Source organism: Bifidobacterium felsineum, assembly GCF_002802915.1.
Classification (GTDB): domain Bacteria; phylum Actinomycetota; class Actinomycetes; order Actinomycetales; family Bifidobacteriaceae; genus Bifidobacterium; species Bifidobacterium felsineum.
Genome location: NZ_PEBJ01000007.1, coordinates 39,819 through 58,714, shown reverse-complemented (window position 1 = coordinate 58,714; position 18,896 = coordinate 39,819). Strand labels below are relative to the sequence as shown.

14 protein-coding genes and 1 riboswitch are annotated in these 18,896 nt (G+C 55.5%); all 14 genes read left to right on the top strand.

Going from position 1 to position 18,896, the window contains the following annotated elements; translation table 11 throughout:
* The first annotated feature begins 152 nt into the window (after window positions 1–152).
* The 14 genes from CSQ86_RS09490 to CSQ86_RS09425 all read left to right on the top strand — a co-directional run bounded on the left by CSQ86_RS09490 (window position 153) and on the right by CSQ86_RS09425 (window position 18,891).
* On the top strand, window positions 153–2,714 hold the full coding sequence (locus CSQ86_RS09490; protein ID WP_100494897.1) for a type I restriction-modification system subunit M: 2,562 nt from the start codon (window positions 153–155) through the stop codon (window positions 2,712–2,714).
* Window position 2,715: 1 nt separating this feature from the next.
* A complete protein-coding gene (locus CSQ86_RS09485; RefSeq protein ID WP_100494896.1) occupies window positions 2,716–3,918 on the top strand; it encodes a restriction endonuclease subunit S in 1,203 nt (400 codons plus the stop codon).
* A gap of 12 nt (window positions 3,919–3,930) precedes the next feature.
* The gene (locus tag CSQ86_RS09480) at window positions 3,931–5,481 is read left to right on the top strand and encodes an RNA-binding domain-containing protein (RefSeq protein WP_100494895.1); all 1,551 of its coding nucleotides are present in this window, start codon (window positions 3,931–3,933) and stop codon (window positions 5,479–5,481) included.
* Window positions 5,478–8,687, top strand: coding sequence for a type I restriction endonuclease subunit R, EcoR124 family (locus CSQ86_RS09475; RefSeq protein ID WP_100494894.1), 3,210 nt, complete (start codon window positions 5,478–5,480; stop codon window positions 8,685–8,687). Before CSQ86_RS09480 ends, CSQ86_RS09475 begins: the two co-directional genes overlap by 4 nt.
* A 65-nt stretch (window positions 8,688–8,752) precedes the next feature.
* Window positions 8,753–10,225, top strand: coding sequence for an argininosuccinate lyase (gene argH / locus CSQ86_RS09470; protein ID WP_100494893.1), 1,473 nt, complete (start codon window positions 8,753–8,755; stop codon window positions 10,223–10,225).
* 97 nt (window positions 10,226–10,322) lie between these two features.
* Window positions 10,323–10,424: riboswitch (TPP riboswitch) on the top strand.
* A gap of 167 nt (window positions 10,425–10,591) precedes the next feature.
* Complete coding sequence (gene thiS / locus CSQ86_RS09465; protein WP_100494892.1) at window positions 10,592–10,786, top strand: sulfur carrier protein ThiS; 195 nt, start codon at window positions 10,592–10,594, stop codon at window positions 10,784–10,786.
* Window positions 10,787–10,918: 132 nt separating this feature from the next.
* Entirely contained in the window at window positions 10,919–11,788 is an 870-nt protein-coding gene (locus tag CSQ86_RS09460; protein ID WP_100494891.1) for a thiazole synthase, read from the top strand.
* 1 nt (window position 11,789) lies between these two features.
* Window positions 11,790–12,599, top strand: coding sequence for a thiazole biosynthesis adenylyltransferase ThiF (gene thiF / locus CSQ86_RS09455; RefSeq protein ID WP_100494890.1), 810 nt, complete (start codon window positions 11,790–11,792; stop codon window positions 12,597–12,599).
* An 81-nt stretch (window positions 12,600–12,680) separates the two neighbouring features.
* Complete coding sequence (locus tag CSQ86_RS09450; protein WP_100494889.1) at window positions 12,681–13,034, top strand: rhodanese-like domain-containing protein; 354 nt, start codon at window positions 12,681–12,683, stop codon at window positions 13,032–13,034.
* A 119-nt stretch (window positions 13,035–13,153) separates the two neighbouring features.
* The gene (locus CSQ86_RS09445) at window positions 13,154–13,714 is read left to right on the top strand and encodes an HD domain-containing protein (protein ID WP_100494888.1); all 561 of its coding nucleotides are present in this window, start codon (window positions 13,154–13,156) and stop codon (window positions 13,712–13,714) included.
* Window positions 13,715–13,720: 6 nt separating this feature from the next.
* Window positions 13,721–14,632, top strand: coding sequence for a putative ABC transporter permease (locus tag CSQ86_RS09440; RefSeq protein ID WP_207761582.1), 912 nt, complete (start codon window positions 13,721–13,723; stop codon window positions 14,630–14,632).
* Between the two features lie 114 nt (window positions 14,633–14,746).
* Entirely contained in the window at window positions 14,747–16,069 is a 1,323-nt protein-coding gene (tyrS, locus tag CSQ86_RS09435) for a tyrosine--tRNA ligase (RefSeq protein ID WP_100494887.1), read from the top strand.
* A 24-nt stretch (window positions 16,070–16,093) separates the two neighbouring features.
* A complete protein-coding gene (locus tag CSQ86_RS09430; protein WP_100494886.1) occupies window positions 16,094–17,845 on the top strand; it encodes a hypothetical protein in 1,752 nt (583 codons plus the stop codon).
* 11 nt (window positions 17,846–17,856) lie between these two features.
* Entirely contained in the window at window positions 17,857–18,891 is a 1,035-nt protein-coding gene (locus CSQ86_RS09425; RefSeq protein ID WP_100494885.1) for an HAD-IIA family hydrolase, read from the top strand.
* The last annotated feature ends 5 nt before the right edge of the window (window positions 18,892–18,896 follow it).

Sequence of the window (18,896 nt, the reverse complement as noted above, 5' to 3'; positions counted from 1 at the left end):
TAATCAGCATTATTTGTATCTGGCGTACCACCCCCAACGATATCGGCGAGTTCACCCAACTTACGCTGTTCCCAAGCGGACGTATAATTGCGCAAATGTAGCGCAGGGGCGCATCCTGGTCGGATTCGTTGTGGAACATAAGGAGCACATGAATGAATAAGCAGCAGTTGGCCGCGAAGATTTGGGAATCCGCCAATAAGATGCGTTCCAAGATCGAAGCCAACGAGTACAAGGATTACATTCTTGGCTTCATCTTCTATAAGTTCCTTTCGGAAACCGAGATTTCACGTCTGAAAGCCGCTGGCGTGGAAGAAAGTGACCTTGTGTCGCTTGTCGAGGATGATGCCGACACCGTTGACTATGTTCGCGGTGAATGTGGTTACTTCATCTCCTATGAGAACCTGTTCTCCACGTGGATTGACAAGGGTTCCAGCTTTGAAATCTCGAATGTGCGTGATGCGCTTTCCGCATTTGAACGCAACATCGACCCCGCCCGTAAACGTGTGTTTGCCGGTATTTTCGATACACTGCAAACAGGTCTTTCCAAGCTGGGTACGGATGAGCGTAGCCGCTCCAAGGCTGCACGGGACCTGATTTACCTCATCAAAGACATTCCAATGGATAGCCGAGAAGGTTACGACACTCTCGGTTTTATCTACGAGTACCTGATTGACAAGTTCGCGTCTAACGCTGGCAAGAAGGCCGGTGAATTCTACACGCCGAGTGAGGTCTCCGAACTGATGAGTGAGATCATCGCTTGGCATTTGCAGAGCCGTGGCGAGATCAACATTTACGATCCGACATCCGGCTCCGGTTCGTTGCTGATTCATATCGGTAAGGCGGTTGCCCGCCGCAATGGAAATCCGAATGACATTAAATATTACGCGCAGGAGCTCAAAGAGAACACCTACAACCTCACACGTATGAACCTGGTGATGCGCGGCATTCTGCCAGACAACATCGTGGCTCGCAACGGCGATACGTTGAAAAGCGACTGGCCGTGGTTCGACACCGATGAGAATAGGGACGACACCTACAATCCGTTGTTCGTGGATGCTGTAGTCTCCAATCCGCCATACTCCCAAAACTGGGAGCCGCCGGCACCGGGCGAAGATGTGCGCTTCGAGTATGGGCTTGCGCCCAAGTCCAAGGCTGATTACGCCTTCCTGCTGCATGACCTCTACCATTTGCGCGATGATGGCATGATGTGCATCGTTTTGCCGCACGGTGTGCTCTTCCGCGGCGGCGAAGAAGGTGCGATTCGTGAGAACCTTATTGAACACCACCATATCCAAGCCATCATCGGTCTGCCGGCAAACATCTTCTTCGGCACTGGCATCCCCACCATTGTGATGGTGCTGCGCAAGCATCGCGACGATGACCATGTGCTCATTGTGGATGCGTCCAAGGGCTTCGAGAAGGACGGCAAAAACAACAAGCTTCGCGCTTGCGATATTCGCCGCATTGTGGATGCGGTGACCGGTTCGAAAACAGTCGACAAGTTCAGCCGTCTCGTGAGTCTCGATGAGATTCGCGCGAACGATTACAACCTCAACATTCCGCGCTACGTGGATTCATCCGAACCGACTGAAAACTGGGATATCTATGCCACGATGTTCGGTGGCGTGCCGGTACAGGAAATCAACGCGCTCCACGATTTCTGGGATGTATTCCCGAGCCTCAAATCCCAGCTCTTTGACATGAAAGATGGTCATAGCGCTCGCGTGCATGCCGGCTCCGTGAAAGACACGGTATACGGCAATGCTGAAGTCAAAGCGTATGTTGAACGGTACAAGCAGCAATTCGCTGATTACCGTGACTTCCTCAACCAAGAGCTGATCAACAACTGCACGCAGGTGGATATTGCCAGTAAGCAGGAAGAACTCGCCAATGATTTGTTCCGTCGTCTGCATAATGTGCCGTTGGTGGATTCCTATGCCGCATATCAGGTGTTTGTTGACAGCTGGGAAACCATCTCCACCGATTTGGAAGTAATCCAGAGCGAAGGCCTAGATGCGGTCCGCAAAGTCGATGCCAACATGGTGCTCAAAAAGAAGAGCGGCAAAGACGTGGAAGTGCAGGAAGGCTGGAAAGGCCATGTGCTTCCATTTACTCTGGTACAAGAGAAGCTGTTGAGTGCGGACTTGGCTCAAATCGCTCGTCAAGAGCATCGCTTGACTGAGATTGGCCAGGAACTAAGCGATCTGCTGGAGAATGTTGACGAGGATGATAAAAGCTCGGATGCCATTACTGAAGACGGTGACGCATTCGTGCCTGCAGTGCTCAAGAAATCGGTAAAAGCTATCGGCAAGCATCCTGAAACCGATTTTGACCGTACATTAGTGGCGGCTCAGCACTTGTTTGATGAGGAAAAACAGATCAAGGGCGATATTAAGAAGTTGAATGTTGCGCTTGAAGATAAGACCAAGACCGTCATTGAAGGGCTTGATGCCGGTCAGGTTTCCGATTTGCTGAGCAGCAAATGGGTCGACCAACTGCAAAGCAAGCTCGAAGCACTGCCAACAGCCGTGTTGGACGAGTTGGTTGCCAAAGTCACTGCGCTAGATGAAAAGTATGCGACCACCTATGCCGACGTGTGCAGCCAGATTAAGACTGCCGAGAGCGAGCTGAGCTCCATGCTCGACCAGCTCGTTGGCGACGAGTTCGATATGGCCGGCATCGCTGAGCTCAAGAGCCTGCTGGGAGGTGAGTGAGATGACTGAATCTTCGAACAAACCTTCGATTCGTTTTGCTGGTTTTACTGACCCTTGGGAACAGCGTAAGTTGGGTGAACTCGTCATCATTGAGCGTGGCGGTTCTCCTCGTCCTATAGATGATTACATAACAGACGAGACGGGTGGACTTAACTGGGTCAAGATTGGTGATGCTCCGTCCCTTGGCCGATATATTACGCATACGGCCGAAAAGATAAAGCCATCGGGATTGAATAAAACTCGTCAGGTATATCCAGGAGATTTGGTTCTTTCCAATTCGATGAGTTTCGGCAAGCCCTACATAATGGCGATAGAAGGCTGCATTCATGATGGCTGGCTGCTTATTCGTGATGCATCGGAAAGATTTGATCCTAAGTATCTTTGTCATATGCTTGGTGCGCCGCAAATGCTGGAGCAGTATCGTATGCTTGCGTCTGGGAGTACGGTCAATAACCTCAATAAAGATCTTGTCGGCAATGCAATTGTTCTTGTACCGGGTAAACATGAGCAGAAGTTGATCGGAACGTGTCTTGATTCGCTCGATTCCCTCATCACCCTTCATCAGCGTAAGTATGACAAGCTCGTCGTGCTGAAGAAGTCGATGCTCGAACAGATGTTCCCTCAAGAGGGTGAGTCGGTTCCGAAGATTCGTTTTGCTGGTTTTACTGACCCTTGGGAACAGCGTAAGTTGGGTGAGATTGCTGTTCGCATTACTGATATGTCATCTGATAGTGATTTACCGCGAGTTGAATACGAAGACATAAGCGCGAACGTCGGAATCCTAAATAAAAATGTAAACCATCTTGGACATAACAAGTCTGGAATTGCATTTAAACCTGATGACATCTTGTATGGGAAGTTACGCCCGTATTTGCATAATTGGCTTTTTGCTGATTTTGCTGGAGTAGCGGTAGGGGATTTCTGGGTTTTAAGATCTACCGGCATTGATCCGACGTTCCTTTATCGAATCATCTGTGGCAAGCGTTTTGACTCTCTTGCAAATGTATCTGCTGGTTCTAAAATGCCGCGTGCTGATTGGTCTTTTGTCGGAAATTCCGAGTATGCAGTACCGAAGCAGATAAAAGAACAACAGACTATCGGCAGCTTTTTCTCGCGCCTCGATTCCCTCATCACCCTTCATCAGCGTAAGTTGGAATTGCTGAAAAACATCAAGAAATCACTGCTTGAACAGATGTTCGTCTGAGAGAAGACAATCATGAATACATTTGATGTGGCGAAGATTGCTTCATACCGGGAGAACAATCGGTTGGAGGCGAAAGCCGCGCGAGGTGGTTTGCCTCGTAGCATGTGGGAGACGTATTCAGCTTTTGCCAACACATATGGCGGCGTTATTCTGCTTGGCGTTGCGGAGCGCGAAGATAAAACCTTCGAGCCAGCGGGATTAAACCAATCCGAGGCCGAACATCTTCGCCAGGATTTCTGGAACACGGTAAGCAACCGCTCCAAAGTGAGTGCCGTGCTGCCTATCGAATCAGAAGTGGAACTCCTCGAATCAGATGGTGGAGTCATTCTAGCCATTCATGTGCCGCGTGCCCCTCGTGAAGAGCGCCCGGTATACATCAATAATGATCTTTATAACGGGACCTATCGCAGACGTGGTGAAGGTGACTATCGTTGCAGCCGGCAAGAGATTGTCTCTATGGTGCGTGATCAAACGCCGGATGGTGTGGACGGTAAAGTACTCGATGAGTTCTCTGCATCCGATCTCAATGCTGAGAGTATCCGCGCCTACCGCATGCGTTTTCAAACAGCGCATGCCCAGAGCGCATGGAATACCCTTGCGGTTGAACCATTTTTGCGAGCAGTAGGTGCTGCAGCGGTGAGCAGAGAAGATGGAAGACTTCATCCCACTCTTGCTGGCATGCTCATGTTCGGTAATGATTACGACATTCTGAGAGAATGCCCGAATTATTTTCTCGACTACCGTGAAGCGCTTGATACCTCAGTGCGTTGGACGGACCGTGTGCATTCCGGAGACGGGTTATGGTCCGGCAACGTTTTCGACTTCTTCTTCCAAGTGAGTCGCAAACTCACGTCAGTTCTCAAAGTGCCATTCGCGCTTGATGGCATTTTCCGAGTGGATGATACGCTCATGCATAAAGCCGTACGAGAAGCATTGGCGAACTGTCTATTCAACGCCGATTACTACGGTGTACGCGGCGTGGTAGTGCGTTGTGAGCCGACACGTCTTGTTTTTGAAAATCCGGGAGATATTCGAACCGGCGTCGAACAGATGCGATTAGGCGGTGTATCCGATCCGCGTAACGCTGGCGTTATGAGAATGTTCAGCCTCATTGATGTGGGAGAGCGCGCTGGTACTGGCGTTCCCGATGTGTTTAATACATGGGCCAAAGCTGGATTGCCAGAACCACAGATTGAAGAGTGCTTTGGCGACGCGGAGCGAACAATACTGTCATTAATGCTTGAACGTCAGCAAATATCGAATACCCAAGCTGATGACGGTATTGTCAGCGATATTGACAATAAATCTGACAATATTGACAATAAATCTGACAATAACGTCAGTGAAGCCGAGGCGCGTGGTTTAGGGGATAGCGAGCGAGATGTGCTTCGCTATGTTGCCACCCATCCGAATGCCACGCAAGAGGAAATTGGCGCCGCTGTAGGCATAGGCCGTACGGCAGTGGCCAATCACACCTCCTCACTGCAAAAACGTGGGTTGCTGAAACGCATTGGTTCCCGAAAAACCGGTCATTGGGAAGTTCTGGTGGGAGATCAACAATGATATTTGATGATGAATCCGTCTTTGAAGAGAATGTCATCACCGTGCTCAAACAGCATGGTTGGAAGGATGGCGTACTTAAGTACCCGACCGAGCATGATCTGCTGGAAAACTGGAAGAACATACTGTACCGCAACAATTGCGGTGTGGACCGATTGGGCCAGTACCCGCTCACCGATGGCGAAATGGCGCAAATCATCGAACAAATCGAAACATTGCGCACGCCACTGGCACTGAACTCATTCGTCAATGGTCGCACGGTCTCCATCACGCGAGACAACCAGGAAGACAAGGCTCATTTCGGCAAGGAAGTCAGCCTATATATCTACGACCGTCAGGAGATTGCAGGAGGCAAAAGCACCTATCAAATAGCACAGCAGCCAGTGTATGCGGCGAAGAACAGCATGGTGCATGCCCGCCGAGGCGATCTGGTGCTGCTGATCAACGGCATACCACTGATCCATATCGAATTGAAGAAAAGCGGCATACCGGTCAGCCAGGCCTCCAATCAAATCGAAAAGTATGCGCACGAAGGCGTATTCACTGGCTTATTCCGACTAGTGCAGGTTTTCGTGGCCATGAACCCGGACGATGCCGTGTACTTCGCCAATCCCGGAGTCGACAAATTCAACCCCACCTATTACTTCCATTGGGCCGACTGGAACAATGAGCCCATCTGCGGCGGCAATCATCCCGGCAATGACGAATGGAAGACCTTCTGCGCCAAACTGCTCTCCATACCAATGGCACATCAGTTGATTGGCTTCTACACGGTCGCCGATTCAGCAGACGGATGCCTGAAAGTTCTGCGCAGCTACCAGTACTATGCGGCTTCCGCCATCTCCGATGCCGTACGCAAATGTGATTGGGAAGTCCGCCCATCCGTTCCGGGCCGCCCGGGCGGTTACGTATGGCACACCACCGGTTCCGGCAAAACCATGACCAGCTTTAAATCGGCCCAACTTATCGCCGATTCCAAAGATGCCGACAAAGTCGTGTTCCTTATGGATCGTATCGAACTCGGCACACAGTCGCTTAAGGAATACCAATCCTTCGCAGACAGCAAAGACGATGTGCAAGGCACTGAAAACACTGGTGTATTGCGAGACAAACTCGCCAGCACTGATCCCAAAGATACGCTAATTGTCACCTCCATTCAGAAGATGAGCAACATCAAACTCGGTGAATACGGCGTTACCCAAGCCGAACTTGATCGCTTTGCTGCCAAACGAATCGTATTCATCGTGGATGAATGCCATCGCTCCACGTTCGGCGACATGTTGCAAGACATCCGCCGCGCATTCCCGAACGCACTGTTCTTCGGATTCACCGGCACACCGATTCTGGGCGAAAACAAGAAGAAGCATTCCACCACCGCAATGGTGTTCGGCGGATGCCTGCACCGCTATAGCATCGCTGACGGTATCCGCGACCATAATGTGCTCGGTTTCGACCCGTACATGGTCACCACCTACAAGGATTCTGACGTGCGTCTCGCCGTGGCGTTGCAGCAAGCCAAAGCTTCAAGCGTGGAAGATGCGCTCGGTGACTCTGCTAAGGCCAAGGTATACGAGCATTACATGGACAAGTCGCAGATTCCGATGGGCTCTGAGGTCGATGCTGATGGTAACCGTGGTGCCAGCATTGAAGGATTCCTCGGCCGTGAACAGTACGGTATCGGAACCGAACATGAAGGCATGGTAGTCAAGGACATTCTCGAACAATTCCCAGTGCTCAGCCACGGCAGGAAATTCCATGCGATGCTTGCCACCAGTTCTATACCGGAGGCTATCAGCTACTACCGGCTGTTCAAGGAGCAGGCACCTGAGATGCATGTAACCGCGCTGTTCGACCCTAACATCGACAACAATGCCGGTGCCACCATGAAAGGCGACGCGCTCGCCGAAATCATGACCGATTACAACGCCGCATACGGTAAGCATTTCGGCATCGTAGATTGGCCGGCAATGAAGAAGGACATTTCTTCGAGACTCTCACATAAAGCACCTTATGGCAGCATCGACTCGAACCGGGAGCAGCGTCTTGATCTGCTGATTGTGGTCGATCAAATGCTTACCGGCTTCGACTCCAAATGGGTGAACACGCTGTATCTGGATAAAGTCATCGAATACGAGAGCATTATTCAGGCGTTCAGCCGTACCAACCGACTATTTGGGCCGGATAAGCCATTCGGCACGATTCGCTACTACCGTAAGCCGCACACCATGCGCGAGAACATCAAAGCCGCGGTCAAGCTATATTCGGGGGACCGGCCGCTTGATTTGTTCGTGCAGAAGCTGCCAGAGAATGTTCGGGCGATGGATGAACGATTTGCGGACATCCAAGAGGTATTTACCTCTTCCGGTGTGAGCGATTTGGCCCAACTGCCGGAGTCCGTTGAAGCGAAACGTAAGTTCGCCAAGGAATTCGTGGAACTGAACAAGGCGTTGGAAGCAGCCAAAGTGCAGGGCTTCACTTGGGATCATCCAACATTCGAATGCGTCGATGAGGATGGCGTAGCTACCACCGTGCAGCCGGCGATTGATGAACGTTCTTACCTGATTCTTGCTCAGCGCTATAAGGAATTGTTCGACGATGATGATCCCGACGATCAGGGCAACGACAATACCGAAGCGCCGTATGACTTGGAAGGCTATCTCACTGAGATTGATACTGGCCTGATCGATACCGATTACATGAATGCCAACTTCGTGAAATGGTTGAAGGCGTTGCAAGAGCAAAGCCCCGAGTTGCAATCCGCATCCGAGGAACTGCATCGTTCCTTTGCTGCACTTTCGGTGGAGGAACAGCGCTTGGCCGAACTGTTCCTGCACGATGTGGAACGTGGCGATGTGACCGTTGAAGAAGGCATGTCGTTGCGCGATTACATCACCCGGTATGCGCGCAGGGAAAAAGACGAACAAATCGACAAGCTTGTTGACGCTGTGGGCGTTGATAAGTCCCTGTTGGAGGAATTGACCGCCAAACTGTTGAATGAGGCGAATATCAACGAGTTTGGAAGATTCGATGCGTTGAAAGCTTCCGTTGATGCGGTTCGGGCTCAAACATACTTCGAGAAACGCATGCATAAGCCCTTGGGCCGGTTCAGAGTGAACATTCTGGTCTCCAAATTGCTAAAGGACTTTATTCTCAAAGGCGGTTATGACATCGATTCGGATGAGACAGACGATGATGTAGCCGTGCGCTGATAGCCTTGCTTGCAGCTGATATGTAAGCTTTGCGGAGCTTCTCTGAGCTTATTAAGGAGTGATTCATGCCTGAAAACAATGAACATCTGGCACTGTGGGGTGGCCGTTTCACCTCAGGTCCGTCCCCAGAGCTGGCCCGACTGAGCAAGTCCACCCAGTTCGATTGGCGACTGGCCGACGACGACATCGCCGGTTCCCGTGCCCACGCCCGTGCGCTCGGCCGTGCAGGTCTCCTGACCGCCGACGAACTGCAGCGTATGGAAGACTCACTCGACACCTTGCAGCGTCACGTGGATGATGGCTCCTTCGCTCCGATCGAAGACGATGAAGACGAAGCCACTGCGCTTGAGCGTGGCCTGATCGATATCGCCGGCGACGAGCTTGGCGGCAAGCTTCGCGCCGGCCGTTCCCGCAACGACCAGATCGCCTGCCTGATCCGCATGTGGCTGCGCCGCCACTCCCGCGTGATCGCCGGGCTGCTGCTCGACCTTGTCAACGCGCTGATCGAACAGTCCGAAAAGGCCGGCCGCACAGTGATGCCGGGCCGCACCCACATGCAACACGCCCAGCCGGTGTTGCTGGCTCACCAGCTCATGGCCCACGCCTGGCCTCTGATGCGCGATGTGCAGCGCCTCATCGACTGGGACAAGCGCATCAACGCCTCCCCGTACGGTTCCGGCGCACTGGCCGGCAACACGCTCGGCCTCGACCCGGAAGCCGTGGCCCGTGAGCTCGGCTTTTCCCGCGTAACCGACAACTCCATCGACGGCACCGCCTCCCGCGACCTCGTGGCCGAGTTCGCCTTCGTCGCCGCCATGACCGGCGTGGACATCTCCCGCCTGTCCGAGGAAATCATCATCTGGAACACCCAGGAATTCGCATTCGTCAAGCTCGATGACGGCTACTCCACCGGCTCCTCCATCATGCCGCAGAAGAAGAACCCGGATATCGCCGAGCTCGCTCGTGGCAAGTCCGGCCGCCTCATCGGCGACCTGACCGGTTTGCTCGCCACACTGAAGGGCCTGCCGACCGCCTACGCCCGCGACCTGCAGGAAGACAAGGAAGCCGTCTTCGACCAGGTGGACACCCTCGAAGTGCTGCTGCCCGCCTTCACCGGCATGGTCAAGACCATGCACTTCGACGCCGAACGTCTGGAGGAAGAGGCTCCGACCGGCTTCGCACTGGCCACCGACATCGCCGAATGGCTGGTCAAGAACGGTGTGCCGTTCCGCCACGCCCACGAGCTTTCCGGCGCATGCGTCAAGATCGCCGAAGGCCGCGGCCAGGAACTTTGGGATCTGACCGATCAGGACTTCATCGACACCTTCGCCGCATTCCTGCCAGCCGAAAAGGCTCCGGGTGTGCGCGAAGTGCTCTCCAGCCACGGTTCCGTGGACTCCCGCAACGGCAAGGGCGGCACCGCCTACGGCCGTGTACGTGAGCAGATCGTGGACGCCAAGGCACAGGTCGAAGAGCTGAAGCTCTTCCCGGCCTCCACGTCCGACGGCTCCGCATACAAGGCACCCGGCACGTTCTAATCGTTTGATTATTTGCCAATAACAATCCGGCTCCTCGCAGACCAGCGGGGAGCCGTTTTGTATGCCTACTTGTCACATGCCGCACCTACACTGAGTAACCGTAACGAACGGGAGCCGCAAGGCTGAGAGGAAGCGCCAGCTTCGACCGGGGAACTTGACGCGGGTCATGCCGCCGTAAGGAATCGTTGATTCAAGATTTGTTGGGTTCTCCGCAGTTCGTGCATATAACTAAGCCGTGTGCGGCTTGTGGTGTAGCCAATGCGCCATCAGTCATGCACGGTCGCATGACTGGGTTCATGAATGGGCGCACCACTTAAGGTACGGTTCGTTTCGTGCGCCCTTTTTTAGTATTGGGAAGGGATGCGAATGCAGGTCAACGGAGAGCAGGTCAAGCTCGAAACGCCAGTCAGTGTGGCGGACTATCTGGAAGCCCACGGTTTCCGTGCCGAACGTGTGGCCATCGAACTCAACGGGGAGATTATCCCGCGCGAAAAGCGTGGCGATACCATGCTCGACGACCAGTGCGTCATGGAAATCGTTCAGTTCGTGCAGGGCGGCTGAGCGCCAGCGTCATACACAATGGCATCTTTGTTCCGCCAAGATGCTGTCAATTACATGTAACTACCCTCAGTCTCGCTCTCGCGAGACAGTTCCCCTGACAAGGGGAGCCAAGATGAGGCGAAAGGAAATCTCATCATGAACATCAATCCAGTTACCGAAGCATCCGTTGAGGCGACGCCGTTGCCGCCACAACCCAAGGTCGTCAACCCGGTAGGCACCGCAGCGCCGATGCTGCCAGTGGAAGACAAGCCGTTGAACCTCGGCGGCTACGAATTCCAGTCCCGATTCATTTTGGGCTCCGGTCGCTACGACCTGAACCTCATCAAGGCCACCGTGGAGCACGCCGGCACGCAAATCGTCACCATGGCACTGCGCCGCGCGCAGACCACTGAAAACAGTGTGCTCGATTACATTCCTGAGGGCATTACTTTGCTGCCGAACACTTCCGGCGCCCGCAACGCCGAAGAAGCCGTGCGCATCGCACGTCTGGCTCGCGAAGTCTGCCACACCGATTTCGTCAAAGTCGAAATCGAGCATGAGACCAAATACCTCTTGCCGGATAACGCCGAAACCATTCGAGCCACCGAAATGCTGGCCAAGGAAGGTTTCGTGGTCATGCCGTACATGTTCCCTGATCCAATCGCGGCACGTCAGCTTGAAGAAGCCGGTGCCGCGGCTGTGATGCCGCTGGGCTCGCTGATCGGCTCCAACATGGGTCTGCGCATGCGTGACTTCATTGAGATCATCATCGCCAACGCCCATGTTCCGGTCATCATCGACGCCGGCATTGGCCGTCCAAGCCAGGCTTGCGATGCGATGGAAATGGGCGCCGACGCCGTCATGGCCTACACCGCGGTGGCGTCTGCCGGCAACATTCCACTGATGGCCGAGGCATTCAAAAACGCCATCAACGCCGGCCGTGCGGCTTACCTCTCCGGTCTCGGCAAAGTGACCGAAGGCCAGGCCGTGCCCTCCAGCCCCACCACCGGATACCTGCACTGACATGGCATTAACTGACGAACAAGTGGAGCGCTATGCTCGCCATCTGATTTTGAAGGGTGTAGGCGTCAAAGGCCAGAAGCGTCTGCTGGCCTCCAGCGTGCTCATCGTCGGTGCCGGCGGTCTCGGCTCGCCAGCGGCACTCTACCTAGCTGCCGCCGGTGTAGGACGTATCGGTTTGGTCGACGGTGATGTAGTTGATTTGAGCAACCTGCAACGTCAGATCATTCATACCACCGAATCAGTCGGCACACCCAAAGTCGAATCGGCTGCGACATCCATTCGCGCGCTGAACCCGGATGTACAGATCGACACATACTACGAGCTTGTTGATGCCAGTAATATCAGTTCGCTTATCGAGCCATATGATCTGGTGATTGACGCGACAGATAATTTCGCGGCGAAATTCCTCATCAACGACGCTTGCGTGCTGGCGAACAAGCCATACATCCATGCGGGCGTAGTCGGATTCGCCGGTCAAGTCATGACTGTCGTGCCCGGCGAAGGACCATGCTATCGCTGCATTTTCCGCGATATGCCAGCGGCGGGGGAAATCCCGACCTGCAAGGAAGCCGGCGTACTCGGTTCGGTGGTAGGCATTATCGGCAGCATTGAAGCCACTGAAGCCGCCAAACTCATCGTCGGCGTGGGCGAGCCGCTAATTGGCCGCATGCTTACCGTCGATGCGCTGACGATGAACATCCGCCGCGTGCCGTTGCCCAAGCATGTGCCTGATTGCCCGGTCTGCGGCGATCATCCAACCATCACCGCCATCGATCCGGCCAACTACATCCAGCCGGCCTGCGCCATCTAGACGCATGTCTCGGCAAACGTACGCTGAGTAATCCTCAGCGTACGTTTGCCGAGACAAATAGAGGAATAGGGGGAACCGTATATGCCAATCGCGTTGCATAATCATCCGGAAGCAGACACCGAGGAACCGGCGTTCGGCCATATCACACCAGCCGAGTTCGCGGCACTTGATCCGGCAACGGTCACGTTACTGGATCTGCGAGAACCCGCGGATGTGGAAGCCCATCCGATTGAGGGCGCCATCAATGCGCCGCTCGATCCATTGGCCCACGTGCTCAAGAACGTGCCGAAAGACCGTAAAGTCATCGTGTACTGCGCCGAAGGCTGGTGGAGTGAGGAAGTCGCCGAAATCCTTGCCGATCGAGGCTATGAGGTGGCCAGCCTTGACGGTGGATTCCGTGCCTATCAACAGTATTTGGCGGCTCAAAGCGCGTAAGTCGAGCGCATGGTTCCGCTCATAATCATCCGAGCGAATGAGGCCGGGCGTTCTACGCTTGTCCTACAATCGGCAACGAAGATAAGTACTGGCCGAACAATTCCGAGGAGCCCGATACCGTGGGACGTCTGCTCACTCGTACGCAGATTCAACAACTGGTTGCCAAGCACGGCAGCGAAATCATCGAACATCACCATATGGAGATTGAGCGCTGCTGCTATCAGCACGGCAACGTCACCACCTTCGTGCATTCGATTCGCGTGGCATGCCTCGCTGTATGGATGGCCGATCGTGCGCACCTATGGCGTCATGTGCATATCAAATCCCTGATTCGTGCGGCACTGCTGCATGACTATTTCCTCTACGACTGGCATGACTGGGATAACGGCACCCACCGCTGGCATGGTTTCACCCACGGGCATGCCGCGCTGGTCAATGCGCTCAAGGACTTCAAACTCAACGCCATCGAACGAGACAGCATCGAAAAGCACATGTTCCCGATGACGCCGATTCCACCGCGCTATATCGAAGGCTATCTCGTCACCCTGGCGGATAAGATCTCCGCCACCCGCGAGACACTCTCGATGGGCCGATTCCATAAGAAGGCGCTACCGGCCAAGCCGCTGCGTGCCGAGCTGCAATCGAGCCGTCAGCGGCCGGAAATTACGCAGGGCAGGTAACCGCCAATGATGCTGTTTCTTGAATACCTGTTCCTCTGGTTCATTTTCTACAGTTTCGCCGGATGGGTCTATGAATCGATTCTGGTCTCCTGCCAACAGCATCGCTGGGTGAATCGCGGATTCCTGAATGGTCCGCTCTGCCCGATCTATGGCACGGGCGCAGTGGCCGGTGTAGTGATTCTCGGCCAGATTCATAATCCGGTCGTCTTGTTCTTTCTGGCGATGATTGGCGCTTCAGTACTTGAATACTTCACTTCATGGGCTATGGAGCAGTTGTTCCACGCGCGATGGTGGGATTACTCGCATTTCCGATTCAATCTCAATGGTCGCATCTGCCTGCTCGGTGCCGTGGTATTCGGCATCGGGGGAGTGCTGATCGTCGATGTGATCCAACCTCAGGTTGCGCGAGTGACCGACATGATTCCGCTGCAGATCATCCATGTGCTATTCATCGTGCTGATGGCGCTGACCATTGCCGACACCATCGTCACTGTGTGCGGCATCGTCAACTTCGAGCAGAGCCTCGAACAGTTCAAGATCGCCATGGCCAAGTACGGCGACGCCGTGCGAGAGAAAGTGGGCGACGCGGTATCCGGGGCCACCGATATGGCCAGCGGTATGGTCGGCGGTGCGGCTGCCGGACTTGCGGCCAAAGCCACCGACGCACTCAGCGGCGCTTCCGACAAATTCGGCGGTGTGCAGTCCGCAGTGGGCCAGAAGGTCGGCGAGTCCTGGCAGAACGGCAGGGAGATGTCTTCCGAATTCATGCTTCGTATCAAGGATGCAGCCGATTCGGTGTTCAACCGTCAGCAGCGCCGTATGATCGCATCCTTCCCAAGACTGAAGACCACCTCCAACAACGATACGTTGCAACAGCTGCGTGAGACTCTTGAAAAGCTGTACCGTCGGGGCCGATGAACGCGAAAACCCGCTTAGGCGGTACTGTCGGTGTGTTCTGCGAGACTTATAGACGCTTGAAAACAGAATTAAGCATCGTTCATCAGACAATTCGATAGGGAGAAGCTACACGCTATGGCTCACGTCACCGACTTCAAGGAAGCGGGTTTCAACACCCTGCTTGAGGAACTGGAATGGCGCGGGTTGATTTCCCAGTCCACGGACCGGGATCGACTCGCAGCGGCATTGAACGGCGAGCCGATCACCTATTACTGTGGCTTCGACCCGACCGCCGCATCGCTGCACATCGGCAACCTTGTTCAGCTTATCAATATGCGTCACATGCAGCTTGCGGGCCACCATCCGATTGCATTGGTCGGCGGCGCCACCGGCTTGATCGGTGATCCGCGCCAGTCCGGCGAACGCACGCTCAATCCGAAGGACGTTGTGGCCGGCTGGGCCGAGCGTCTGAAGAACCAGATCGGTGGCATTCTGGAAACCGAAGGCGCCAATCCGGTGCGCTTCGTATCCAATTACGACTGGACCGCGCAGATGAGCGTCATCGACTTCCTGCGCGATGTCGGCAAGAACTTCCGCCTCGGCACCATGCTCGCCAAGGATACGGTGGCACGCCGCCTGAACTCCGAGGAAGGCATCTCCTTCACCGAATTCAGCTACCAGGTGCTGCAGGGCAACGACTTCCTTCACCTGTTCGACGAATACCACTGCACACTTGAGCTCGGCGGCTCCGACCAGTGGGGCAACCTAACCTCCGGCCTTGACCTGATTCACAAGGTGCGCGGAGTGGATGTGAACGTGTTCACCAGCCCGATCATCACCGATGCACAGGGCAAGAAGTTCGGCAAGTCCGAGGGCAACGCAGTGTGGCTGGACGCCACGATGCTGAGCCCCTACAAGTTCTACCAGTTCTGGATCAACCGTCCGGACGTGGAGATGGAGAGCCTGCTGAAGGCGTTCACCTTCCTACCCAAGGCTGAAATCGAGCGTCTGGTGGAAGAATCCAAGACCAACCCGGGCAAGCGCGAGGCGCAGAAGGCGCTGGCTTGGGAAGTCACCAGCTTTGTGCATGGCGAAGCCGCAACCCAGGCCGCCATTGATGCTTCCGGCGCATTGTTCGGCCGTGGCGGCAATCTTGAGGATATTGACGAGGAAACGCTTGAATCCGTTCTGGATGGCTTCAAAGTCGTCGACGAGAACGGCGAGCACGTGTTCCCGGTGGCCAAGCCCGGTGATCGAGTGATTGACGCCGCCCAGGCGGCCGGCCTGTTCAAGTCCGGTTCGGAGGCCCGTCGTGCCATCAAGTCCGGTGGCGTGTATCTCAACAACAACCGTATCGAGGATGAGGAGCAGGTGCTGGGCGAGGGTGATTTCCTTGCTGGCCGTTTTGCGCTCATTCGTCGTGGCAAGAAGGCGCTCGGCGCCGTGGAAAACCGTTAAGTATAGGGATTAAGGAAAAGATAGATGGCAGAAGGTAACGAGCGTTCCGGCAAGTCCTACGGCGGTCATAAGGGCTATGGCGACCGTCGCCCTTCCAACCGTGGTGGCAAGGGTTTCAAGCCGCGCGGTAAGGGTGGTTTCAAGCCTCGTCGTGACGGCGAAGGTTTCAAGCCGCGTCATCGCGACAATGGTGAGGGCTTCGCACCTCGCCGTGATGGCGAAGGTGAGAACAGCCGCGGCGGCTTCCACAAGTCCTATGGCAAGTCCGGCGGCTTCCATAAGGGTGGATTCCGTAAGGACGGCGAACACGGCGGCTTCCGCCGTGACGGCTTCCACAAGGGCGGTCCGCGCCGCGATGGTGGTTTCAAGCCTCGTCGTGACGGCGAAGCGGGAGAGAACCCGCGCTACCAGCACAATGACGGCGATCGTCGTGATTTCCATCGCGATGGCGACCGTCGCAACTTCCGCCGTGATGGCGAGCGTGGTGGCTTCCGCCGCGACAACGATCGTCGTGATTTCCATCGTGACGGCGACCGCCGTAACTTCCGCCGCGACGATGACCGCCGCGACAACCGCGGTTTCAACCGTGATGGCGAGCGCCGTGATTTCCATCGCGACAACCGTGATAACCGTGGTGGTTTCCGCCGCGACAACGATCGCAAGGGCTTCCGCCGCGATGATCGTCGTGATGGCGAGCGTCGTGAATTCAACGCCGAGGAGAAGCGCGAATACCGCGAGAATAAACGCAGCGAATACATGAGCCGTCCGCGCCGCAACTCCGACGGCACGATGAGCTTCCCCTCCCAGAACCCGTACACCGCTCGTCGCCCTGATGAGCCGCGCATGCCGAAGGGCATGGAATGGTCCATGCTGTCCAAGGATGAACGCGAACGTCTTCGCGGCCTGTCCAAGGAGCACGCCGAGAACATCGGTCTGCATATTCTGGCCGCCTACGCACTGGAGGAGAAGGATCCGGAGCTCGCTCTCGAGCATGCCAAATGGGTGGCCCGCCAGGCATCCCGCATCGACTTCGCCCGTGAGACGCTGGCCTTCGTGGCCTACCGTCAGGGCAACTACAAGCTTGCTCTGCGTGAGTTCCGCACCGCATACCGCATGAACGGCTTCCAGGACTACCTTCCATTCATCGCTGACTGCGAACGTGGCGTGGGCAACCCGAAGAAGGCCGTGGAAATCGCCCAGTCCGAGGAAGGCAAGCAGCTGCACGGTGCCCCCAAGGTGGAGATGTTCCTGGTGTACGCCGGCGCTTTGGGTGACTTGGAACTGTGGGACAAGGCCATCGAAGTGGTGCACACTGTAGGCCGTTCCCAAGGTCTGCCGGGCGAATACCGCATGCGTGCCGTTCAGGCGGAACAGTACTTCCTCGAGGAAGCCGGTCGCAATGGCGAAGCCGAGAAGCTGGATAAAGTGCTGGATCGTCTGGAAGACCAGTATGCCGACGAGGACTTCGACGAAAACAGCGATGATGTGGTCATCGACCATGACCTCGCTGATCTGACCGACGATTCCGAAGTGCTTGAGCAGTTGGGAATCGATCCTTCCGATGCCCAATACGCTCCGGAACCTGAGCCGGAAGAAGAGGAATCCGAAACCGACAAGGATTCCGCTGATGACGAGGTTGAAGCCGAATCCGATGATTCCGACGACAAATCCGAAGAGACTGAAGACTCTGAGGACTCTGAAGACGCCGAGGATGAGGCCGATACCCCTGCCGAGCAGCCGGAATCCATCGAATCCGACGAAACTCCCGAGGAGTGACGGAGCCCAGCATGACCCGATTCCTCAAAGGGACCAGTCGCAGCCTAGCCGAGACCTATCAGCTTGCGTTGCTTGATCTCGATGGCGTGGTGTATCGCGGCAAGAATCCAGTCGAATACGCAGCCGACTCCATTCAGGCTGCGGAACACGCTGGCATGACCATCGAATACACCACCAACAATTCCTCTCGATTCCAGCATGTGGTGGCCGACCAGCTCAAGGGCTTCGGCCTCAATGTGGAGCCTTGGCAGGTGATTACCTCCTCGGTGGTCGCCGCGCGCATGGTGGCCAAGGCTCTGCCGGCCGGCGCCCGCGTTCAGGTACTGGGAGCGGAACATCTGCGTGAGGAAGTCAAGCGCAATGGGCTGACCATTGTGGACGGCCCTACCGACCATCCACAAGCCGTCATCCAGGGCTGGTACCCGCAGATGACCTGGCAGATGATGGCGGATGCCGCCTTTGCGGTGGAAGCCGGAGCCACATACTTCGTGACCAACCGAGATCTGACCATTCCGCGCGAGCTGGGCATCGCACCCGGCTGTGGTTCGATGATCAAGGCGGTAATCGCCGCCACCGGTGTCGAGCCAGTGGCTTCGGCCGGCAAGCCGGAAGCCTACATGTACGATGAGGCTCGCGAACTGAACGCCGCCGAAGGCCATGATCTGGTCCCCAAGGAATCTTCCATCGCCATTGGCGACCGTCTTGATACGGATATCGAGGCCGGCAACCGTGGCGGCTACGATTCGCTGGCCGTGCTGACCGGCGTCACCAATCCTACGGAACTGATGCTCGCACCGGCACATCTGCGGCCGACATTCATCGCCAAGGATTTGCGCGAACTGGCCAACGTGCAGCCTGAACCGGTCCGTGCCGAAGACGGCACGTGGGAATGCCGCAAAGCCAGCGCCTGGTTTGAGAACGGAGCAGTGCAGGTCAGCGATTCCAGCAGCATGGACGCCTTGCGCGCCGCCGTATGCGCGGCATGGGAGGCCGCTGATAAGGGCGCCCACCTCGATGCAAGCACCGTTCCGGCATTTACGCTGTAAGGCCT